Here is a 23294-nt window from a genome sequence, read left to right as displayed (position 1 = left end):
AATAAACTTTGCTAGCATATTTTGTTAAAAACGATAGGTATGAATGTTAAGAAGGTTTATGGGTTGCTGGTTTTGTTTACGATAGTTTTAGGTGCTTGTTCGCCTAAAATCAGGACACCTAAGCCTGAAACGGGAAAACCGGTTGAAAAAGAAAAGCCTGCAGATAAAAAACCGATCAAGAAGTTTTCGCAGGCAAGTGTTTCTTTGCTTGTTCCCTTTAAACTGGATGAGCTAAATTTAAAAACAGCCACCAAGGCTGAGATTGAGAAGTATGCCATGCCTATCGATTTTTATCAGGGCTTTAAATTGGGGTTGGATTCTGCAGCGGCACAGGGTTTAAATTTTAAATTAAATGTTTTCGATACGCAGGATGATAATGCACATATATCGCTCTTGTATAAGAACGAGCGTTTTAAACAAAGCAATTTAATTATTGGTCCTGTTTTTCCTGCTGGATTAAAGTTTATCTCCAGCTATGCCAAAGAAAATAATGCAATCATTGTTTCTCCCTTGGCTGCATCTGAACCTACTGAATTTAATAACCCCAATCTGGTTTCCATTGTAAATAATATTGGCTTACACGGGAAAAAGATAGCTGCCTACATTGCTAAAAATTACAATCCCGCTAATACGATAGTGGTATTCATTAACCCTAAAAAAACAGAAGACGAAGCTTTTGCAGCACCCATAAGAAATTATCTTCAAACCAATGGCAAGTTTTTGGTACAGGAGTATGCTTCAGCCTATGCTTTTGAAACAAGAATGGTCAAAGGCAAGCAATATGCAGTGGTGCTTGCCTCTTCTGACCGTGCTTTTGTATTGCCTACCATAGAAAAACTGTATAAATTAAAACATCTTCGAACTGGTGGATATAATATCTCGCTTTTTGGTCATCCGAATTGGGTAAAGCAGAATTATCCTGCCGATAAACTGCAGGATATGAGTACAATTATCAGTTCTTCTTATAAAATAGACTATAAAAACAGTAATGTGATTACTTTTATCAAAAAGTATCGCTATAAATATGGTTTTGAGCCGGGAGAGTATGCCTTTAAAGGTTTCGATATTGGCTATTATTTCGGCAGGTTACTGGTAACCTATGGTGAAGATTACAGGGATTATATCGTAAAAGATAAATACAAAGGACTGCATAATAATTTTTCATTTATCCATGATGAAAAATTAGGCTATATTAACACCAGTTTAATGTTATTGAAGTATAAAAACTTCACCTTGAGCCCAGTTGAGTAAGCTATAATTTTCTTCCATTTTAATTATCCCATGAGAGCAGACCATCAGTTAAGAGCCTTTGAACAGATTTTAAACAGTTACGATGGAAGTTTGCCTTTACATCGCTTTCTACCTGTTTATTTTAAACAACATAAGCAGATGGGCTCGTCTGACAGGAGATGGGCAACAAGACATCTTTACAGTTTTTTTAGATTAGGTAAGGCTTTACCATTACTGCCTAATGAGGAACGGTTGAGTGTTGCAGATTTTCTATGTCATGATACTTTAAGCCTATTGGTGGAAAAGAATCTGCCAGACTTAAAAGAAAGCGTTACTAAGCCGCTCGAAAAAAAATTAGCGCTGATTAAAGCTAAGTATCCTGATTTTGATATAGAACAGATTTATCCTTTTCATGTTGCGCTATCTGATGGTATGAATAAAGAGGACTTTTTTACCTCTTTTTTTAAGCAACCCGACCTGTTTATCCGAGTGAAAGCTGAAGAAGCCAACGTCATCATCTCCAAACTGGAAGCTGAAAACATCGCAGTTAAAGCAATTACTGATACGGCTCTGGCTTTGCCCAATGGAACCAAGCTTGAAACGATTTTAAGCGAGGGAAGTTATCAGGTTCAGGATTTATCTTCACAACATACCGGTTTGTATTTTAAGCCAAATAAATGGGATAAATGGTGGGATTGCTGTGCCGCTTCGGGCGGAAAAACTTTGCTTTTGCATAGTTTTGAGCCGATAATTGAACTTTTAGTTTCTGATTTGCGGGAAAGTGTACTCTTGAATTTAGATGAACGTTTCCGCCTGGCGGGAATTAAAAAATACCATAAAAAAGAGCTGGATCTTTTACAGAATAATGATCAGGTTTTGCATCATTACCAGTTTGATGGTATTATTTTAGATGCACCCTGTACAGGCTCAGGAACATGGGGAAGAACACCCGAAGTGCTTACTTTTTTCGAAGAACGTAAAATCAATCAGTTTGCAGCTATGCAGAAGAGTATTGTGCAGAATGTAGTAAAATATCTAAAACCTGGGAAACCTTTAATTTACATTACCTGTTCTGCTTTTGCAGCGGAAAATGAGGCTGTTGTACAACATATAAGCGATACATTACCATTGGAACTGGAAAAAATGGAATTGATAAAAGGTTATGAAAACAATGCCGATACGATGTTTGTCGCGAGGCTGATTAAGAAAAGCCAGGATTAAAGGATTGCGGGATTTAGGATCAGGATTTTATTATTTATTAAAATTAATTCGGTCAATTTTCTTCGAAATACCGTCATTTCGAGTGAATTGGAATGCTGTCAATAACCAAGAAATGCTCAGTGAAGCTAAATCTAACTTGATAGATCTCTCCATTTCGCTACGCTTCATCCGATAGCTATCGGATCGAGATGACGACCAACGCTAAGTATGTTCAAACCAGGATCTGAAATTCCTCTTGACGTATTTCACCGCCTCGACTAAAACGGCGATGGCTCCAATAATTAAGGTATATTCTTCAAAGCTGTTCATGATGTAAGCTTTATATTTAGATGAATATACGAAATTATTGTTACAGATTGATTGTAGGATTGTCATTTTAGGTGCTGTTTCTCTTGATCGTCATGCTGAACTTGTTTCAGCATCTTTTTGTATGTAAACCCTGAAATAAATTCAGGGTGACGAATCTTAAAGTGATTCCTAAAGCCCTGTATTATTCCTGAACAATTTAATCGCAATGGCCAATAAAATTACGCCAAAAGCCTTACGTAAGATGTTTAAGCCTGATTTTCCAAAAAGTTTTTCCAGTCTGTTGGTATTTTTCAATACAAAGTAAACAAACAACATATTGAGGATAATGCCCACCAAAATATTCTGGGTATGGTATTCTGTTTTGAGTGAAAGCAAAGTGGTCATAGTTCCGGCCCCCGCAATTAAAGGGAAAGCCAATGGCACTATAGAAACCGTTTCAGGTGCTTCTTCTTTAAAAATGGTTAATCCCAATACCATCTCCATGGCAATAAAAAAGATAACGAATGAGCCTGCAATGGCAAAAGATTCCACATCCAACCCAATCACCTTTAATAGCGATTCGCCAACAAACAAAAAGAGAATCATTAAGCCTGCGGCTACCAGCGAGGCTTTTTCCGATTCGATATGGCCTGCTTTTCTACGTAGCTCGATTACTACCGGAATGGCGCCTAAAATATCGATAATGGCAAAGAGCACCATCGTTGTAGATAGGATCTCACTTAAGTTGAACGTCATAAAATCGAATTTCATAGCAGCGCAATTTTAAGCAAAGGTAGCGGAATTTGTATCAATTCCTCACTTGTGCGATTATTTATTAGAAATAGAACTGTGTTCTTAAAGTGAGCACATTATCCTTTCTGTCAGCGGTATAATCTTTAATCTGCGTCGATTCGTTTTTAATGATATCGTAATAAATTACCGCCTTAAAATGTGGATTAAAGTGATGTAAAAAACCAAAGCCAAAAGTATCAAAACGAACATCGGCAGGCGAAAGTCCTTTATCTGCTGAAATGTCCATACCTTTAACTTTAGTGTTTGGGTCATACCAGTCGTATTTTAAAATGAGCTGGTTATCAGTACTGTTTAACGTTTGTACAAAGGTTAAGTAAGCGCCGTTAAAAGTTCTGGTATAATAGGGCAGGGCTATCGATTTATTATCAACAGGATAGGAGCCTGGCGTAGTAGAGGTAGTTGAAGTACCAGTTTGTAAACCGGATATTACTTCTGCCCGAAGTTCCGATTTCCAGCTTTTGGTTTTGGTGGATAACTGGACATCCGCACCATAATACCTTCTTGGAGCTACTTTATTAATGGTTGAAGCAGTTGAATCCTTTACCATTTGCCATTGATCGCTAATCTTGTCCATTTTATAACTAACAGGTAAACGATGGTTTAAACCGCCTTGTAGTGTGCTTATACCGCCTGCAATAGTAAACTTATCAAATGCATAAGTTTTATGGCTTAACCTGAAGATGAAATCTTTACTGTTGTCAAACTCACCCTGACCAGCTAAACCCTGTCCGTTGTAAATGCCGAAATCGAGCACTAAGTTTTTAAGTGTAGCATCTTTCCAACGTGGATTTAGGGTAAAAGTAGCGCCCAGATCGCGTTCTGTTTTCATTAAAATCTGCGACATCCGTCCACGCTCTGGTGCTTCCCTAACAGAAGAGGACAGCTGCAGTTCATTCCCGAACGGACGACCTGAAAGGCCAAGCGTTACGGCCAGTATTTTCCATTTGTTTTCGTAATAACGTCCCCAGAAATCGCGGATGGCCACACCTTGTTCGGTGCCGTCAAACTGAAGCACAAAGTAGGTAGAAGGGCTTCCATCTTCTGTTAACATCATGTAATCGGCCCTTAATCGGCCCCTTCTCAGCCTAAACCGGTTATTGGTAAATTCGCCAAAATTGCCACCCTGGTATTCTGCCTGTGCCCCATTTGATTGCGCAACCTGAAATTGTGGTTGTAAATATCCGCTAAATGATAATGAGCCATATTTTTTTGATATGATGAGTAAATGATTTACCGTTGTAGAATCCATCACATCGTTTATTGTTCTCTGTGCAAACCCTATTGTGGAGATGAATAGTAAAACAACAGTTAAAGAGAAATAAATGCTTTTAATTTTAGCAGAATTGCGGTACATCTTATCAATTTTCTGCAAAGGTAGTTTTATTAACAATTATTTAACATAAAAAAGCCCCGACTTTAAATCGGGGCCTTAAATTTTTTACATGTTAAGCTAATTTAGCCTTTTAAATGTGAATTCTTTTTGCTGTATCCAAAGTAGATAATAAAGCCTAAAGCTAACCAGCCAAATAATCTTAACCAATTTGTCCAGCCTAAACCAAGAATCATTAATCCACAAGCAACAACACCAAGAATTGGAATTAATGGAACCCAAGGTGTTCTAAACTGACGTGGAAGATCAGGATCGGTTTTTCTTAAGATAATTACCGCTATACAAACCAACATAAAGGCAAACAATGTACCGATACTCGTCATATCACCTACCACATCACCAGGAATAAATGCCGCAAAAAGACCTACAATTACTAAAATTACCAAGTTGGCTTTGTAAGGCGTTTTGAATTTTGGGTGTAAATCGCTGAACATTTTTGGCAATAAACCATCCTTGCTCATTGAATAAAATACGCGACTCTGACCCAATAACATGACCAGGATTACAGAAGAGAAACCTGCTAAAATAGCAACAGTAACCAATTTGGCTAACCAGCTATAGCCTGTCATATACTCACTGATTGCGGCTACAACTGATGCTTCACCACCTTTGGTTCTGAAGAATTCAACTGGAGCAATACCGGTTAATACGTGTGCAAATAAGATATATAAAATAGTACATACTGCTAATGAACCTAAGATACCAATTGGCATTGCTGTTTTAGGATTTTTAGTTTCCTGCGCTGCGGTACTCACGGCATCAAAACCAATAAACGCGAAAAACACCGTTCCTGCAGCACCAATAACTCCCCAAAAACCTCCAAAACTATGGCTGATACCCGCATGATCTACATAAGTTGTAGCAGCAGGAATATATGGATGGTGATTTGCTTCGTGTATAAAGCCCCAGCCTAATAAGATGATCAGGATTACGATACCCACTTTTGTAATTACGATAATTCCGTTTACAAAAGCAGATTCTGAAGTTCCTTTAATTAAAAGTAAGCTTAATAAAGCAACAATAAATAATGCAGGGAGATTGATTATACCATTAACGGTTCCATCAGGGTGAGATTGAAAAGGTGAATGGCACCACTCGTATGGTATGGGCGAAGTATGCAATACTTCTACCAGTAATTTATTTAAGTATTCGCTCCAGGCAATACCTACTGTTGCAGCTCCAACAGCATATTCCAACACCAAATCCCAACCAATTACCCAAGCCATAAGCTCACCCATCGTGGCATAAGTGTAAGTGTAGGCACTACCTGAAATCGGAATAGATGATGATAATTCTGCATAGCATAAACCAGCTAATGCGCAACCAATTGCCGCAATAATAAAGCCTATGGTAACAGATGGCCCGGCATTTTGTGCTGCTGCTGCTGCAGTTCTAACGAAAAGACCAGCACCAATGATTGCGCCCACACCTAATGCCACTAATGCACCAGCGCTAAGTGTACGCTTTAAGCCTTTGGCAGAATCTCCTGCTTCTTCTAGCAGCAAATGCATTGGCTTCTTAGTAAATAAACCCATATTTTAGTTTTTGTTTAGATTATTTCAGCCCCAAACCTAAATAAAAATTACGAAAATGTAAAAGGGATTTAAGTTAAAAATCCCTTTTATGCTTTTTCTATCTAGGTTTTTACAACTAACGACTTAATGTATCCGTTGTATTAGTTAAAGTATCAGTAATTGTATGCCCTAAACTATCAGTTTTTTGCTCAATTCGGATTTCTTTGCGTACTTCTGAGCGATGTTCGCCTGCAATTGCCTTAACTGCGATATAAGGAGCAATAACTAGTGAAACGATAGACATTAATTTAATCAAAATATTCATCGAAGGGCCGGAAGTATCTTTAAAAGGATCGCCAACAGTATCTCCGGTTACTGAAGCTTTATGCGGCTCTGATTTTTTATAGTACATTTCGCCGTTGATCAGTACACCTTGTTCGAAAGATTTTTTAGCATTATCCCATGCACCGCCAGCATTACTCTGGAAAATACCCATCAATACGCCAGTTACGGTAACCCCGGCCAATAATCCACCTAAAACTTCGGGTCCAAAGGTAAAACCTACAATTACAGGTGTAATTAAAGCAATAGCACCAGGCATCATCATTTCGCGGATAGAGGCTTTGGTAGAAATAGCCACACACTTTTCGTATTCTGGTTTGGCTTTGTATTCCATGATACCCGGTATTTCACGAAACTGTCGGCGCACTTCCTGCACCATATCCATTGCGGCTTTACCAACTGCCTGTATGCATAAAGCGGAGAAAATAAAAGGAATCATGCCGCCAACAAATAAACCAGCCAAAACAGGCGCTTTATAAATATCTATCGCAGAGATGCCAGCAATACCCACAAATGCAGCAAATAATGCTAGTGAGGTAAGCGCAGCCGAAGCAATGGCAAAACCTTTTCCTGTGGCTGCAGTGGTATTACCCACAGCATCTAGATTATCGGTACGCTCGCGTACTTCTGGAGGTAACTGGCTCATTTCTGCAATACCACCGGCATTATCCGCAATGGGTCCGAAAGCATCAATAGCCAACTGCATGGCAGTGGTAGCCATCATACCGGCAGCAGCAATTGCAACTCCATATAAACCTGCAAAATGATAGGATGTCATAATTCCTCCAGCCAATACCAGAATAGGGATTACTGTAGATTTCATCCCAACAGATAAACCTGCAATAATATTGGTGGCGTGCCCGGTAGATGATTGTTGGATAATCGAATTTACAGGACCTTTACCCATTGCTGTGAAATATTCTGTAACAACACTCATAATGGTACCCACTACCAAACCTACTATAATGGCATAAAATACGTTGATGCTGGAGAATTCATATCCACGTAGTTTAAGGGTTTCGGGCAACATCCATTTCACAATAAAGAATGAAGCTACAGCGGTAATCACAATCGATGACCAGTTACCCAGGTTCAACGCATTTTGTACATTTGATTTTTCATCTTTAATGGTGACAAACCAGGTTCCGATAATCGAAAATATAATACCCAGCCCACAGATTACCATGGGTAGAAGAATAGGAGACATTCCTCCAAAATTATCTTTCACATCAATCTCCTGTCCTAAAACCATGGTCGCTAAAATTGTTGCAACATAAGAACCGAATAAATCGGCCCCCATTCCGGCAACATCACCAACATTATCGCCCACGTTATCGGCAATGGTTGCGGGATTGCGCACATCATCTTCAGGAATACCAGCCTCAACCTTGCCCACTAAATCTGCACCAACATCGGCTGCTTTGGTATAGATACCCCCGCCAACACGGGCAAACAGGGCAATAGATTCCGCACCTAATGAAAATCCGGTTAAAACTTCAATGGCAGTTTTCATTTCCACACTGTTAACCGAAACTACATTAAAATGCTTGAGAAATACGATAAATAAACCACCTAAACCCAAAATGGCTAGTCCGGCAACGCCCAAGCCCATTACTGTACCTCCTGTAAATGAGACTTTTAAGGCTTGTTTTAAACTTGTTCTGGCCGCCTGCGTAGTTCTTACATTGGCTTTCGTGGCCGATTTCATGCCGATATAACCTGCCGTAGCAGAAAATACCGCTCCAATTAGGAAAGAGATAGAGATAATCCAGCTCGAATGCATTGGAATACCTTTAATTTCGGTAATCGTTCCGGAATAGGCCAGGAGTGCTGCTGTAAAAACAGCAAAAATACTTAGCACCCTCCATTCCGCTTTTAAGAAAGCCATAGCGCCATCGGCTATATAGCCCGCAAGTTCCTGCATGTTCTTGTCGCCAGCATCTTGCTTATTTACCCAGGCGCTTTTAATCATCATAACTATAATGCCGACAAGCCCCAGCGCCGGAATACAGTAAATTAAATTGTTTTGTAAAAAGTCCATAGTTAATAATTGATTTTATATTTGGTTAGTTGTTTATTTAGTTCAATGGTTCATTAGTCATTAGTGCAATGGTCATTGCTGATTGGTTATTGATACTTGGTCATTTTGTAATTGGGTTAACTGGTTGATTGTCTCCAAACGCCCAATGCTAAACTCCAAACTGCTAATCGACGCTAGTCGCCAAACGCCTCGCGCTAAACGCCCTGCTTCAAACACTTTCCTGGAAACACTTTAGCAAGATAACAAAATATTCTTGTGGTTAAAATTTCACAGCATCTACGAATAAAATTTTATCATCAGAAAATAATATCCTACAATTTCTTTTTTTTAAATAAATTAGCCCAAAACTAAACTGAACTTAAAATGGAAATTCAAAAAGAAGGCGGACCTTCCAAAAGAAAATTAAGCCTTTTTGATGCCACAATGTTGGTAATGGGCTCAATGATCGGAAGCGGTATCTTTATTGTCAGTGCCGATATCATGAGGAATTTAGGTTCTGGTTATTGGTTAATTGTAGTGTGGATCATAACTGGAGTAATGACAGTTGCAGCAGCAATTTCTTATGGAGAGCTTTCTTCTATGTTTCCTAAAGCGGGTGGGCAATACACCTATCTCAAAGAGATTTTTGGTAAAATGATGGGCTTTCTTTATGGTTGGGGACTTTTTACCGTCATTCAGACCGGTACTATTGCAGCTGTTGCAGTGGCTTTTGGTAAATTTACAGCCTATCTGATCCCTGCTTTAAATAACGCTGCTCCAATTTTCCAAAGCGGTGGATATAAAATTACCTGGATCCAGATTTTAGCTATTGGCGTTATTCTGCTATTAACTTATATTAATACGAAAGGTGTTGAGGGCGGTAAGATATTGCAGAATATTTTTACCGGCTCTAAAATCGTCGCTTTAATCGGTCTGATTATTCTGGGCTTTCTTTTGGTGAAAAACAGTTTCTGGACAGGAAATATGAGTTTTGGATGGAATGCTTTTAATAATCTTAAAACAGACCCGAGTGGTAATTTTCTGAAATCGGGATGGGAATCTATTTCGGGGATGACCATAATGGGCGGAATTGCAGCAGCCATGGTGGGTTCTGTATTTTCTAGCGTGGCCTGGGAAAACGTAACTTTCGTTTCGGGAGAGATCGAAAACCCCAAAAAAAATGTAGTGCGTTCTATGGTTTTAGGCACCTCGGCCGTAATGATTCTTTATTTACTGGTTAATTTCATTTATCTCAATACCCTAAACAGGGATAATATTGCTTTCGCCCTTAATGATCGGGTTGCGGTTGCAGCCTCTGAACAAATTTTTGGTAGCGGTATAGGTACAGTTATCATTGCATTGCTGGTGATGATTTCTACATTCGGTTGTGTTAATGGAATCGTATTGGCAGGGGCAAGGGTGTTTCAAACCATGGCACAAGACGGCATGTTTTTTAAGGCAGCACTTAAGAACAATAAAAACGGCGTTCCCGAAAGGTCACTCTGGATGCAGGGCATTTGGGCAGCCGCCTTATGTTTAAGTGGACAATATGGTAATCTTTTAGATATGATTTCCTTTGTTATTGTGCTCTTTTATATGATTACTGTTTTCGGTGTAATTTACTTGAGGATAAAACAACCTCAAATAGAGAGGCCTTACAAAACCTGGTTGTATCCAATCACACCAATTATTTACCTGTTAATTGGCGCAGCATTTTGCATACTGCTTTTAATTTACAAACAACAATATACCTGGCCAGGACTTATCATTGTTTTGCTTGGCGTACCAGTATATTTTTTAATTAATAAAAAAGAGCAGTCGAATTAAGCTAATTTTGATGTGATCATTGAATATCGTGCTAGAATTGTTTTCAAAATAGAAATAGTATCTAAGTGCCTTACAGAATAGATCCTGAAACAAGTTCAGGATGACGGTTCGCGGGATGGATAGATCTCCAATTAAATCTGTAAAGCATTTTATGGCTATAGCTTCTCAAATCTAGCATCTCATATCTTTCTTGTATTAGGAAAATCAAGGTTTAGTGTCAATCGGTTCCCAAAGCCCCGTTATCCGCTTTACTTCTCCCGATGAAAAATCGGGATCGTGCCCGCTGCTACCGGGTTTAGCTAACTCAAACCTGTGCAGGTAAAAATGTGTTCTAAACCCGACATGGCGGATACCGGGCTTGCGTCTAAGGCCTTCAGGCACCCGCATGAACGAACGGGCAGGTATGAGCACTTGGTGGGATTTAGCACTGCTAGGAAATGCAAGTTTTGTTTTTCAAAAAAAATAAGAAACGTGTTTTAAACCTAGTTCATGGCAGATTGTTTTCCCTAACCCCTAACCCCTAACCCCTAACCCCTAACCCCTAACCCCCTAATAGCGTATCATTTTATAGACTAATGCTTACAAAAAGGTAAGTTATGTTAAGGTATTAGTGAAAAATTTTCAACAATTTTATTAACCTGTATTATTAGTTTAAATCCATTTCAAAGCCATCTTAACATTTATTTTGATCTTTTTAGGTTCGGTCTTAGTGGTTGTTAATGAGCATAGTGCCTCATAATTGGCCTGATATTTGGTTTAATAGGCCTAATAGCTTAGCTATACTAATCAAATTTTAACCTTTAAATTTTAAAACTATGGCTTTCAAAGCTAGCTTAAATTTTTCAGGCAAAAAGTACCAGGTACTTCAGCATGCCTATCTATTAAAAATTAATATATTCCGATGATGTCGCTGCTTTAGGTGTACAAAGGAAGCTGTATAGATCTTTAGTCGTTTGGGCTTGAAGAATCGATTACATTTTAGGGCTATAATTTCCACTTATTGCCCAATATTACAACAACAGAAATTAATTAAATGAAAATTATGCGCTTATCCGGTCGTCTTCACATGTTTCTTACGTTAATCGCTGCAACAATTTTGTGTTTTTCGGGATGTAGTGGCAATGGTAAAAAGCCAGATGAAGAAAACGGCCATATGCTGGCAGAGAAAGCCAGTATAAATGATAGTTTTCTTTCTTATACAGATTCTTTAACCAAATTACCTTTAAGCAAACTTAACGATCTGGGTATCGTTGCAATCAACAAGGCATTTGCCCATAAATTACCCATTGGCCTTTATAACAGTAAAGCAATTGGTCATGATAGCATCATCGTTTACCCCTATAAAAATAATGATATTGCTACTGTTAGGGCAGGAATTAGATTATTGGTACCTCAGTCGATTACAGACTCTTTAACTATTGGAGATTTTACCCGGTATTTTGGGGATATCAGAAAAGAAAAACCGATGATCGGCGTTACCGAACAGCCATTACCGGTACAGATTAATATTAACGCCAATACCGCGTTAAAATTAACGTTTAACAATAACCAAAAGTTGGACCTCGCCCATGTAACCATGGTTGAGGTTTTAAAATATAGATAATAGCAATGAATACGCTCGTAAAAATTAAGGAATATGATGCGCACGGCGGACCTTCGAACGTTAAAATGGGAGGTGATGGTCATGCACAAACCTCCACCACTACGGGTAGGTTTGTGATCAAGAGTATCGAAAAACACGTGAGTTATGGCCGGTACGCCACCTGGTCGGGTATTGCATGGGGAACTGAAATGAAAATCAGTGGCGGTATTGTCATGTTGAAATTGGCTGGACAATGGAAAAAGCTAACCGATGTAAACGCAGAATGGGGAAAGTATAAAAACGATCAGAAAGGGGTTACCAGCTACATTCTTAAATACCAGCGTGATCTCTATCCCAATTCTCCAATTCCCACTAAATGGCTATTCAATGATTTTGGGCATGTTTCGGTCAAATATTTTAAAGACCTGAACAATGACCGTAAAATGAATGGTAAAGAATATATTATGGGCGATTTTATCCATACTACACCTCCTGATGAAGCGGCAACCGCTGCGGGTTTGCCTTTCCAACTGACAGAATCACATGGTTGCATCCATGTACGGCCTAATGATATCGATACCATGATCGGCAATAGGTATTTAAAAATAGGCAACACGATAGAAGTGCATCCCTATACCAAAAAGGTTATAGAAGCATCTTTTAAGAGAAATGCAGCAGGTACGCAATTTGAAGTGCATTTCTATCCCGGTCTTTATAAAATTGCAGTTTACAGAACTATGTAGCCAAAAGCGCTACAGCAACAGTAATAGAACACATTATGGAAAATAAACTTATCGTAGAAATTAGTATAGAAGATGCAGCAATTGCTCATTTTGCTTCTTTTAATCTGCTACAGGCTTTTAACCAGCACCATTATTTTGAACTTCATCTTAACCATGATCACTTGGGTGCTCCTGGTTTAATCAGTTTAGATGATAGTCGCGATTTCGTGGGTAAAACCTTAACTGCTTCCTTTGGCTATTCGCCAGAAAACCTGCAACATTTTGCCGGACTGGTTACAAAAGTAGAACTCTCGCAAAGTCACGGTTACCATGGTGTACTTATTGTAAGTGGCTATAGTCCTAGCATATTAATAGACCGCGGACCAGATTTAGGCTCTTATTTAGATAAAGACCTGGATACCATCGTTAAGCTGGCCACTAATGATACACCTGCTAATGACCTGACTATTGTATGCAATGCATCAAGAAAAGCGGCGATCGATTACCTTATACAATACCGCGAAAGCGATTTTGAATTTCTGAACCGTTTATCAGGCGAGTATCATGAGTGGTTTTACTATGACGGAAAGCAGCTTAATTTTGGAAAGCCAGATAAGCAAAAAGAAGTACCGCTATTTTATGGCCGCGATGTGTTTAACCTGCAATATGCCATGGAGGTTTCGCCCATCAAATACAAACGTTTTGCCTATAATCCTAAACAGGACGAAATGCTGCACAGTGAAAGTGCAGGTAAAGCCGACGGTAATCCAGATCTGGCGCATGCCATTAAGGCATCGAATACCATGTATAGCAAAACCTTTAATCAGCCGTCTTTAATCAGGGTTGATAACAGCAACGATATTAAAAGCCATGTAGAAAATGAAGAGAAAGCACACATTAGCGAACTGTTAAAAATTAATGCCAGTGGCGATAATGCTCAGCTTAGTATAGGCAGCATTGCCGAAATTACTATGAGTATCAGGAAAGAGCTTGCTTTTTCAACTGAAAGTCTGGGCAAATTTTTGATTACCAGTATCAACCATCAGATAGATGGAACTGGTAAATACAGCAATACTTTCGAAGGTTTGGTGGCTACCACGGAGCGTATCATGGTTAAGAATTACCAAAAGCCACAATCAGATATGCAACTGGCAGATGTGATCGATAATGATGATCCACAAGGTCAGGGTAGGGTGAAAGTTAAATTTAAATGGGAGTGCCAAACTAACGATCCTACCGAATGGCTGAGGGTAATCAGCCCGAATGCAGGGAGCGGCGATACCGGGAAAAACAGGGGTTTTCATGTTATTCCAGAAAAAGGCGACCAGGTAGTTATCGCTTTCGAAGAAGGAAATGTAGCCAGGCCGGTGGTAATGGGGAGTGTGTACCATGGTAAAAGTGGCGATAGCAGCGGCTTTAAAAACAGTAATACCAAAGGACTTACATCCAGAAAAGGAAGCAGTTTAAGTTTTGATGACCTTAACCATGCATTAAACCTGGGTACCAATGCGGCAAATTTTGTTAAAATCGAAAACGGTCCAGGGTTAATTACTGCGGAATCTGCGGAGACCATTGTCATCAAAACAGGGCAGAGCAGCATTACATTAAAGAAAGATGGAACCATTGATATTATTGGTAAAGTAATCAATATTCAAGGTACCCAAGTCATTAATGCAAATGCAGGTGAAAAACCGGGTACAACTGTGAACATCGGTACTGTTGCAACAACCGGGGTAAATGTAGGTAGCAAAACTTATAATTTGGAATCGCAGGGTGCGATTGTAGTATGCTCGGATGCCACCATTTCCCAAACTTCAGCAGGTGTACAAACAATAACAGGTAGTCAAGTAGATATTAATTAATTATGAGCAGTAGATTTAAGTTTTTTGATGACGGAAGTGAAACCGTGAATTCTGATATCCTAAAAGAAAACCTGGTTAATGATCAACCGGAAGTTATAGAAGGGCCAGTTTTGAAAGGTAATGCAAGATATAGGGTTGAACAAATAACCATAACTAAAATGGATGGTGTGATACAAAGCCATGCAGAGACAAAGAGAGAATTTTCTGTAATTAAATCTGCTGGTAAGTCAAATTTGACAGTTGATGTAAAAATGGAAGAAAATATTGTAAATATTTATCCGGATAGCTTGCAGGAAACGATTAACCTGCTTATTGAACTTGATGTTGTTAAAAGTACAGCCATAGTAGCCGTTAATCAAACCAATGGGGATATTGATAGAATAATTAACCATGATGAAATTATTGAGAAATGGAAAAAATATAGGGCAGAACTAGAAAAGAGATTTGCCGGAGTGCAGAGCCCTGAGGCAAAGTTAAATGTGTTAAAATTTTTAACTGTGGCTGAAAACACCATCATTATAGAAAAAAACCTGATAGATGATTTAAAAACTAAGATGTTTTATGATTTGTTTTTTGATGAATACCTGGTTAGTGACAGATTAAATCTTGAAGAGCATAAAAGGCCTTTTTATTCCCAACTTTTTGAAGGTCAAAGTGCTACTTTAAACTTTACCAAGAGCATCATTGCTGAAAACGAAAATCAGGTTCAATACAATAATACAGGACGATTGCAAAAAGAAGATGCAAAGAAGTTTGAGCAGCTTTATGACCTAAAATATAAGCCGCTAGTAAAATATAAATTCTCCGTTTATGATGCTAGCATTGTAGAAAAAGTTTTATTGGATAAAAAAGATAAATGGATTTTACAGGCCGATTTAAGTATTTCCGAAGAAGTGAAGAATAATGTTGAGTTAAGCGTTGATTATAAACTTAGAAAAATAGAGTAATGGCAGAATCGTACATCCCGCAGGGAACAAATGTTATATGCACATACATGATGTCCAGTAGTCCGCAAACAGCACAATCTACACGGCCATATAGAACCTTATATAAAAGCAAAAATGTTCCCCTATTAACAATTGTAGACAATAAAATATCCGGCAGTCTTAAATGTAAAAGCCCTGCAAAATTTTGGGGTGGTTTAGCTGCATTAGCAGTAGGTATTGCAATAGGTGCAGCTTGCGTGTTATCAGGTGGCCTTTTGGTTGCGGTTATCATTGCTGCGAGCGTTGTAGCTGTGAGTTCAGGTGTAATGATGGGCATAAAAATTGCCCATGACTGTGATTCTACATTGGATGCTAAGTGGAAGCAAGTTCATTCAACTGTATATATACAAAAAGAAAGAGCGTTATTAAATAAGTCATTCCTTTCCTGTCCAAAAGGTGGAGTTTTAAATCTGATAATAGATCCGGTTATTGCTCAAGAAGCCGCGAAACAGATTAGCAGCAATAATCGAAAAGAAGTAGCTATTCAGTTAGGCTCTCAATTGGTAATGGGAATAATCACTGGATTAACTATGAAAGGTATTGGTGTGCTAGGTGCTGTTACAACTGGAGTTTTAACACCATTGGGCTATTGGTCTGGAGAGGACAAGTTAATCGCTAAATCCGTTATGAGTGATGATGTAGCTGATACACCTTTTGTTGGGGGAACGGTTGAAGCAACAGCAAGCACAGTAGCAGGTACTGCTGCCCCGGGTGCATTGATAATGGGAACAGGATATGTAGCTTATGGAGCAGGCGTGTTAGTTAAAAGTCCTGGTACGCAGCTATTGGGAGGCGTAGCAACGGCTATTGGTAAAAATAGGGTAATAGATGATTTCAAACTATCCAATATGAAAAATGGTTTAATGGGGGCAGCCGCAAATCTTGTTATTGGTGAAACCACTGATATGTGGGAAAAATCTTATGAAGATAAAGCGAGTGATGTTGCAAGATCACAAAACCTTTTTGATAGTAAAAATAGTATTTCAGTTATCTCTAATAAGTAATTCATGAATAAACAATTTATAGGATGGGTTATAGGTGTATTTGTCCTATTTCCCTTATTTGTATTTCTGTACAATAAAATCACGGTACGTAAAAATGATGGTGAAAAGTATTATAAGAATTTTTTTGATGCAATAGCTACAGTCAAATTATCGATACCTAAAGACGATCCATATTATCTGTCAAAAGATTATGTAGGATTTGATCACTATCGACAAGGAGCTAGCGCTATTGGTTTTAAAGGTTTAAGTGGTAATATTATTTCTGTTAGATTTAGGGATTCCCTTCTTAAAAAGTATTTTATCGTAAGTGTTTATGATGTTAATGATCAATTATATTTTCCATTAGCATCTGTTATGTACGGAACTCAGATAAATGCATGGGTAAATAAGGATGACCTTAATAACCCATTATACGGTACAAAGGAAAAACCAATCCCAATTTTTAATTTTAAAGGAATAAGTGAGCCAATCCGAATTACTTCCGAGAGTGAAGGATCAGTTAATGGATATGAAAGCTTAGAGCCTACTGATCAACAATACAAACACAATGTACTAACCTATTTAACCTACATCATGCCAAAAGACGAATTTAAAAAACGGTTTGAAAAAAAATGATAAATTAACGGTTTTAGGCTGGCTTGTGGCTGTATTTTATGAAGGTTAAACAATTGGCAATGAGATACTGCTATACCTATCTAAAATGAGATATGAAAAATGTATTTAAATACGGTGTGTTAGGGCATGTGGCAATTGGTTAATTGCTGATGATTTGAAAGATTTACAAAATGCGCTTAATAATGCCGAATCTTCAGCGCGAAATGCTATAACAGTTCTGGAAGATGAAGTTTAAAATACTTGCAATATTATCTATTGTTTTGCCAATAGCTTTGCTTATAATTATTATAAGTAAAAAAGTTTTTTTGGATAAGAAACTTGTTCTTAATACAGGGATTTTAGTTGATTCGAAAAAAATAAGTCGCGGTGCAAGATCTTCAGTAATATATAAACATAAGATTAAAGGATCCGATCATAGTCTTGAGGGGACTTATACAGGTATTGCCGGACTTTTTGTTGCTAATAAAATAAAAGAAATTTACAAAGACCCTCCTTCAAGTACTATTTCAAAAGATATTTACTGGTTAAATCCAGCTTTAAAAAGTGAAAAAGAAAGGAAAGCTTATTTTTATACAGTATTAAATACGTCGGGAAGTAAAGACTCGTCGTATATCTATTTACGCTTGGAATCAGAACCTTTCAATAAAATATCTTATAATATAGAAGTTTTGCAATATGTTCTTCATAAGCAGATAGGCCGGCTAACATTATTTTTTTTAATGATTTTAAACCTTCTGCTTTTTATTGGAGCCTTTGTTAGATATCAAAACAATAAGACCTATATTATTGTCTTTTTTGTAGTTTTTGTTTACTATTTAATTCTAGTTTTTTATTAATCATGGAGAATCCTGCTGCATCAATCAAATTCAGATTACCTGTTTCTTTAGGTAAAGCACTTCTTACAGGTTTTCTAATCTTTGGCGGCTATTTAGTTTCTGTAGTTTTATCATTTGTCTTTCAGGATTCCATATATGGCCTAATCGGTGTAAACCCGGCAAAGATGTCGATCATTACCTTGCTTATCGTATTATTCATTCCTTGGGGATTGTTGGGTTGGTTGTTGATTGTGAAATTTACAAGTTATGGATATCTTAATCTTTACAAAGCGCATTTAACTATATCATCGATAGATAATAACTTGATAAGTTCTTATCAAGCAACAGATATTGCCTTTATTAAAATTCAGGATATGGCTTTTCATATGACCTTTAAAAATGGTTATCGCTTGAATTGTATTAACCTTGGAATGGGAAGTGGATATATGGAAAAGTTGTCCAAATTCAATTTTAAATTAAGGACTTTCATACAGGAAAATAGCATTACTATTGGTGAAGGAAGAATTCTCTAATCATTATTCGATCAAAAATAGTCTGTATATTTATTGGTGCTTATTTCGAGGTCATAATGTGTATCTTAATGTAATGTGAAAAAAAATAAAATGTAAAAAAACTGATATTCAGTATTTTATTCTCATTATTCATGGCATTTCTAGTTTATAAAATGCTATTCAATACTAGTGATCAAGCGAATATTACATTCATCAATAGGGAAATCGAAAAGGATAAAGCCCTTAGTCAATTTGAGAAAGGACTTGAGTTTTACGATCAAAAAAATATGTCGAGGCCAGTAAATATTTCCATGAATCGCTAAATAATGGTTTTCCTGTAGCCCATGCTTTATTGTGCGAATGTAAATTACATCTTAACGATTTAAAATCCGCAGAATATCATCTGGTACAAGCTTTAACTGTAAAAAATGGCGAAAGCGAACTGACGGGCTATTATTCTGGCGTAGAGTTTAGGTGTTGTTTATCATCTGAAGAAAGATAATAAAAATGCAATAGTACATTTGCAAGTGACCAAACAATTTGGAAATAGGGATGCTGCCATTTACCTGTCCAAAATGCGATAAAATTAATTAACATTCTTAAATAGGTAAAACAGAAATTCGTGGAAAGCTGTTTAACCGCTAACCGCTAACCGCTAACCGCTAACCGCTATCGCTCAGGCAATCTCACATCTAATATCTCAAATCTTAAAACTAACTCCCCGTCTCAAACAAAAAGCGTATTTTTGTAAATAATGGGAACACTAGTAGATTCAGGGATAAAGGGTTATAAAAATTACGGAACTTATCTTCGCGAAAAGTACAAAGGACAGCGCGTGTTTAAGGTGATTGTAGATGGTGGTTTTACCTGTCCCAACCGGGATGGGAGTAAAGGGTTTGGCGGCTGTACGTATTGTAACGTAGATTCATTTACACCAGAGCCTTCGCGTCAGAATCCGAATATTAAAGATCAGCTTACCGAAGGGATGTTAAGGGCTAAAACTTCTTATAAAGCGGATAAGTATATCGTTTATTTTCAACCAAATACCAATACCTATGCGCCTGTACATTATTTAAAGATGATGTACGATGAAGCCTTGTCTATTAATACTGAGGATATTGTGGGGTTTGCAGTAGGTACTCGGCCTGATTGTATTGATGCTGAAAAGGTAGCGCTGTTAGAAAGTTATACCGATCGTTTCGATGTAGATTTAGAAATGGGTATGGAATCTATCTATGATGAAACCCTCGATCAGATTAACAGAGGTTGCAGTCATGGCGAATTTGTAGCTGCGGTAGAACTTTTAAAAGACAGTAAACTCGATCTTTGTGTACATACCATTTTTGGTTTCCCCTGGGAAACAAGAGAACAGATGTATGGTTACATTCACGAAATTAACCGTTTTCCGCAGATCAAGTTTGTAAAGTTTCACCACCTCCATGTGGTAGAAGGATCGATAATGGGTGCTAAGTATAAAAAAGAACCCTTCAAATTATTTTCCCTTGAAGAATATACTGATTTACTTTGTGAGTTAATCCCTTTATTGCGTCCGGATATTGTTATTCAACGGCTTTTTGGTATTTCGGATTGGGATTTGTTGATTGCACCTAACTGGGGGCTTAATAAATCGGCAATTCAGACCTATATGGATAAAGAAATTGAAAAAAGAGGGGTTGTTCAGGGTTCTGCGTATCTTTAGTGAAATATTAGATTTTTTATATTTTTTCGTTAAAAACCCGTGATTTTTCATGGGTTTTTGTTTTTTTAATCAATTTTTGATGTGATTATTGCTGAATTTTAGCTAAAATAATGTCAAATAGGGTTAATATTTGATTTTATTTTTCTTAAAAACTCTTATTGAAAACACTCTTATTTTTCATTATTTTTATTTTAAAGGTTGTTTTTTGTTTTGTTTTATAAAAATTATTCATTTTTATTAAAAAAATTCAATAAAATGGTGTTAAAAATACAATATGTCGTATTTTTATGAAAATAAATCAAGCATATTTTTAATTATTTAAATATTACAAACAAATTAACCTAAAAACTATGAGTAAATTCTCCTTTAAACAGTACGCGCCTTTTGCGATATTGATGATTGTCGCAATTTTCGCTCTATTTATTCCACTTCTTCCTAATTTTGATGAAGGAAAGTATAGTGGTCCAGACATTGCATTTATTTTAATCGCAGCTGCGCTTGTGTTTTTAATGACTCCGGGTCTTGCATTCTTTTATGGTGGAATGGTTCATCGTAAAAATGTATTGTCTACCATGATTAAAAGTGTGGTAGCAGCAGGCGTAATTACCGTGTTATGGACAGTAGTGGGTTTTAGTTTGGCATTTGGAGACACTATTGGTGGTTTTATCGGAAACCCATCAACGTTTTTGTTTTTTAAAGGTGTAAATTCTGGAGCGCCTCATCTTCAGGGAGGAGCGGACTTAACTATCCCGCTATCTTTATTTGCTGTGTTTCAATTAATGTTTGCCATCATTACACCAGGTTTAGTAGTTGGTGCTGTTGCAGAGCGTATCCGCTTTACCTCTTATATTTTGTTTATTGTTTTATTCGCCATATTTGTTTATTCACCATTGGCACACTGGACATGGCATCCACAAGGTTTCTTGTTAAAAATGGGTGTATTGGATTTTGCAGGTGGTACAGTAGTACACATTTCTGCAGGTATGGCTGCTTTGGCAGGTGCATTGGTACTGAAACGTAGAAAATCTCACTTAGAGCATAAAGAGGTTCCGCCAGCTAATATTCCTTATGTATTAATTGGTACCGGTTTATTATGGTTTGGTTGGTTTGGTTTTAATGCCGGTTCTGCATTAAGTGCTGGTAGTTTAGCTGTTTCTGCATTTTTAACAACAAATACTGCTGCAGGTGCTGCAGGTTTATCGTGGATGTTCTTTGATGTTGCGAGAGGTAAAAAACCATCTGTATTAGGTTTTTGTATCGGAGCAGTAGTTGGTTTGGTAGCCATTACGCCAGGTGCAGGTTTTGTAAGTATTTCATCAAGCGTATTTATTGGTGCCATTGCTGCAGTTATCTCCAATTTAGTGGTGTCATGGAAACAAAAAACCAGTTTAGATGATACGTTAGACGTTTTTCCTTGCCATGGTGTTGGTGGTATTGTAGGTATGCTTTTGACTGGTGTTTTTGCAACTAAAACCGTTAATGCTGCCGGTGCAGATGGCTTGTTTTATGGTAACCCTACTTTTTTTGTAACCCAATTAAAAGGTGCTTTAATTGTAATTGCATTCAGTTTTATCGTATCGTTTGTAATCTTTAAACTGGTAAATCTGATCAATCCAATCAGGGTTTCTGAAGAAGAAGAAGAACTAGGTCTTGATGCTTCTCAGCATGATGAAAAATACTCTCAAGGTACTTTACTGGTAGAGGAGAGGGCCATCTACATTGAAAGAAACAGTCCATTAACAGAACCAATTTCTTAAAGACTTTAAATATCTAAACTCAAATCAAGCTCAAACATGAAGAAACTTTTAACCGCTATTTTTACAATGGCAAGCACTACGTGTGCCCTTGCTCAAGAGACCACATCATCTCCACTTGAAATTTCAGGATCGGTAGATACCTATTTTAAATATGACTTTGCGAAAAATCCTTTAAATGCCAAAACATCTTTTGTAACCGATCACAACTCTGTTTCCCTTGGGATGATTGATATTGCATTGAAGAAAAAAACAGGTAAAGCCTCATTTGTCGGCGAACTTTCATTTGGCCCAAGAGGACAATCGCAATCTATACCTGATGCCGCGGCTGGTGGTTCATCCTTTAATATCCAAAACTTGTACGTTAACTACGATTTTACTGATGAATTTAGTATGACAGCTGGTTATATGGGTACATTTATCGGATATGAAGTAATCTCACCGGTTGGAAACTTCAACTACTCTACCTCATATCTATTCACCAATGGTCCATTCCAGAATGCTGGTATTAAAGCAACCTATAAGTTCTCTGATAAAGTGAGTTTAATGGCGGGTGTATTTAATGATTGGAACGTTTATAGTGCAACACGCGGTGTATCTGCAGTGGGCGGGCAATTAATGGTTGCTCCGGTAGAGGGTTGGACTGCTTATATCAATGCCTTATCTGGTGCTGGTTTTGGTGGATACGGAACTATTGTGGATTTAACGACTTCATATCAAATTACAGAGAAATTTAAATTGGGTTTAAATGCGGCCAATTACGATATTAAAGATAGTTCTGTACCAGGAAGTTATGCGGGTGCTGCATTATATCCTCAGTATGCTGTGGCTGATGCTGTTACAATAGGTTTAAGGGGTGAATATTTCAAGGTTAAAGCAGCAGGGGCGGTTCCCGAAACGGCTTTCACTGCAGTTACGCTTACTGCAAACATTAAATCGGGCGGTTTAACTTTTATCCCAGAGGTAAGGTTAGACCACAATAGCGACAAACCTTTCTTTAACAAAAGTGGAGCAGCTGCACCAAATGGTGGTCAGTTTTCGCTGGCAGCAGTTTACGCTTTTTAAGGAAATAAAGTTGAAAAATATGAAGCCGTCCTG

General features: G+C 37.7%; 18 protein-coding genes. 14 read left to right on the top strand and 4 right to left on the bottom strand.

Features of this window, described 5'->3' with window-relative positions; genetic code table 11:
* Positions 1-39 precede the first annotated feature (39 nt).
* Positions 40-1251, top strand: a complete 1212-nt coding sequence (locus OQX63_RS15800; protein WP_265851791.1) for an ABC transporter substrate-binding protein — start codon at positions 40-42, stop codon at positions 1249-1251.
* A 30-nt stretch (positions 1252-1281) separates the two neighbouring features.
* Positions 1282-2451, top strand: a complete 1170-nt coding sequence (locus tag OQX63_RS15795) for an RsmB/NOP family class I SAM-dependent RNA methyltransferase (protein WP_265851790.1) — start codon at positions 1282-1284, stop codon at positions 2449-2451.
* 477 nt (positions 2452-2928) lie between these two features.
* On the opposite strand, the gene OQX63_RS15790 is transcribed toward OQX63_RS15795, so the two are convergent.
* The 4 genes from OQX63_RS15790 to OQX63_RS15775 form a co-directional block, all read right to left on the bottom strand.
* A complete protein-coding gene (locus OQX63_RS15790; protein WP_090501888.1) occupies positions 2929-3495 on the bottom strand; it encodes a MarC family protein in 567 nt (188 codons plus the stop codon).
* Positions 3496-3574: 79 nt separating this feature from the next.
* Positions 3575-4924, bottom strand: a complete 1350-nt coding sequence (locus OQX63_RS15785; RefSeq protein ID WP_265851789.1) for a porin — start codon at positions 4922-4924, stop codon at positions 3575-3577.
* A gap of 83 nt (positions 4925-5007) precedes the next feature.
* Positions 5008-6477, bottom strand: coding sequence for an amino acid permease (locus OQX63_RS15780; RefSeq protein WP_265851788.1), 1470 nt, complete (start codon positions 6475-6477; stop codon positions 5008-5010).
* Positions 6478-6592: 115 nt separating this feature from the next.
* Complete coding sequence (locus OQX63_RS15775; RefSeq protein WP_265851787.1) at positions 6593-8839, bottom strand: sodium-translocating pyrophosphatase; 2247 nt, start codon at positions 8837-8839, stop codon at positions 6593-6595.
* Between the two features lie 363 nt (positions 8840-9202).
* On the opposite strand from OQX63_RS15775, the gene OQX63_RS15770 reads away from it, so the two are divergent.
* From OQX63_RS15770 to OQX63_RS15715, 12 genes are all read left to right on the top strand, one after another.
* Positions 9203-10645, top strand: a complete 1443-nt coding sequence (locus OQX63_RS15770; protein WP_265851786.1) for an APC family permease — start codon at positions 9203-9205, stop codon at positions 10643-10645.
* A gap of 1066 nt (positions 10646-11711) precedes the next feature.
* On the top strand, positions 11712-12248 hold the full coding sequence (locus tag OQX63_RS15765; protein WP_265851785.1) for a hypothetical protein: 537 nt from the start codon (positions 11712-11714) through the stop codon (positions 12246-12248).
* Between the two features lie 5 nt (positions 12249-12253).
* Complete coding sequence (locus OQX63_RS15760; RefSeq protein WP_265851784.1) at positions 12254-12970, top strand: hypothetical protein; 717 nt, start codon at positions 12254-12256, stop codon at positions 12968-12970.
* A 35-nt stretch (positions 12971-13005) separates the two neighbouring features.
* The gene (locus tag OQX63_RS15755) at positions 13006-14811 is read left to right on the top strand and encodes a type VI secretion system Vgr family protein (RefSeq protein WP_265851783.1); all 1806 of its coding nucleotides are present in this window, start codon (positions 13006-13008) and stop codon (positions 14809-14811) included.
* A gap of 110 nt (positions 14812-14921) precedes the next feature.
* A complete protein-coding gene (locus OQX63_RS15750; protein ID WP_265851782.1) occupies positions 14922-15758 on the top strand; it encodes a hypothetical protein in 837 nt (278 codons plus the stop codon).
* Complete coding sequence (locus OQX63_RS15745) at positions 15758-16801, top strand: PAAR-like protein (protein ID WP_265851781.1); 1044 nt, start codon at positions 15758-15760, stop codon at positions 16799-16801. Before OQX63_RS15750 ends, OQX63_RS15745 begins: the two co-directional genes overlap by 1 nt.
* A 3-nt stretch (positions 16802-16804) precedes the next feature.
* A complete protein-coding gene (locus tag OQX63_RS15740) occupies positions 16805-17416 on the top strand; it encodes a hypothetical protein (protein WP_265851780.1) in 612 nt (203 codons plus the stop codon).
* Between the two features lie 224 nt (positions 17417-17640).
* Positions 17641-18252 carry a hypothetical protein gene (locus tag OQX63_RS15735; protein WP_265851779.1) on the top strand — a complete coding sequence of 204 codons (612 nt, stop codon included), beginning with the start codon at positions 17641-17643 and terminating at the stop codon, positions 18250-18252.
* Positions 18253-18254: 2 nt separating this feature from the next.
* A complete protein-coding gene (locus OQX63_RS15730) occupies positions 18255-18764 on the top strand; it encodes a hypothetical protein (RefSeq protein WP_265851778.1) in 510 nt (169 codons plus the stop codon).
* 733 nt (positions 18765-19497) lie between these two features.
* Positions 19498-20442 carry a TIGR01212 family radical SAM protein gene (locus OQX63_RS15725; RefSeq protein ID WP_265851777.1) on the top strand — a complete coding sequence of 315 codons (945 nt, stop codon included), beginning with the start codon at positions 19498-19500 and terminating at the stop codon, positions 20440-20442.
* Positions 20443-20792: 350 nt separating this feature from the next.
* Entirely contained in the window at positions 20793-22199 is a 1407-nt protein-coding gene (locus tag OQX63_RS15720; protein WP_265851776.1) for an ammonium transporter, read from the top strand.
* Between the two features lie 36 nt (positions 22200-22235).
* Positions 22236-23261, top strand: a complete 1026-nt coding sequence (locus tag OQX63_RS15715) for a porin (RefSeq protein WP_265851775.1) — start codon at positions 22236-22238, stop codon at positions 23259-23261.
* The last annotated feature ends 33 nt before the right edge of the window (positions 23262-23294 follow it).

Origin of the sequence: Pedobacter sp. PF22-3 (genome assembly GCF_026239555.1) — a bacterium.
Taxonomy (GTDB): Bacteria; Bacteroidota; Bacteroidia; order Sphingobacteriales; family Sphingobacteriaceae; genus Pedobacter.
Note: the sequence above shows the minus strand (reverse complement) of the source record. Positions and strands in the feature narration are given on the sequence as shown.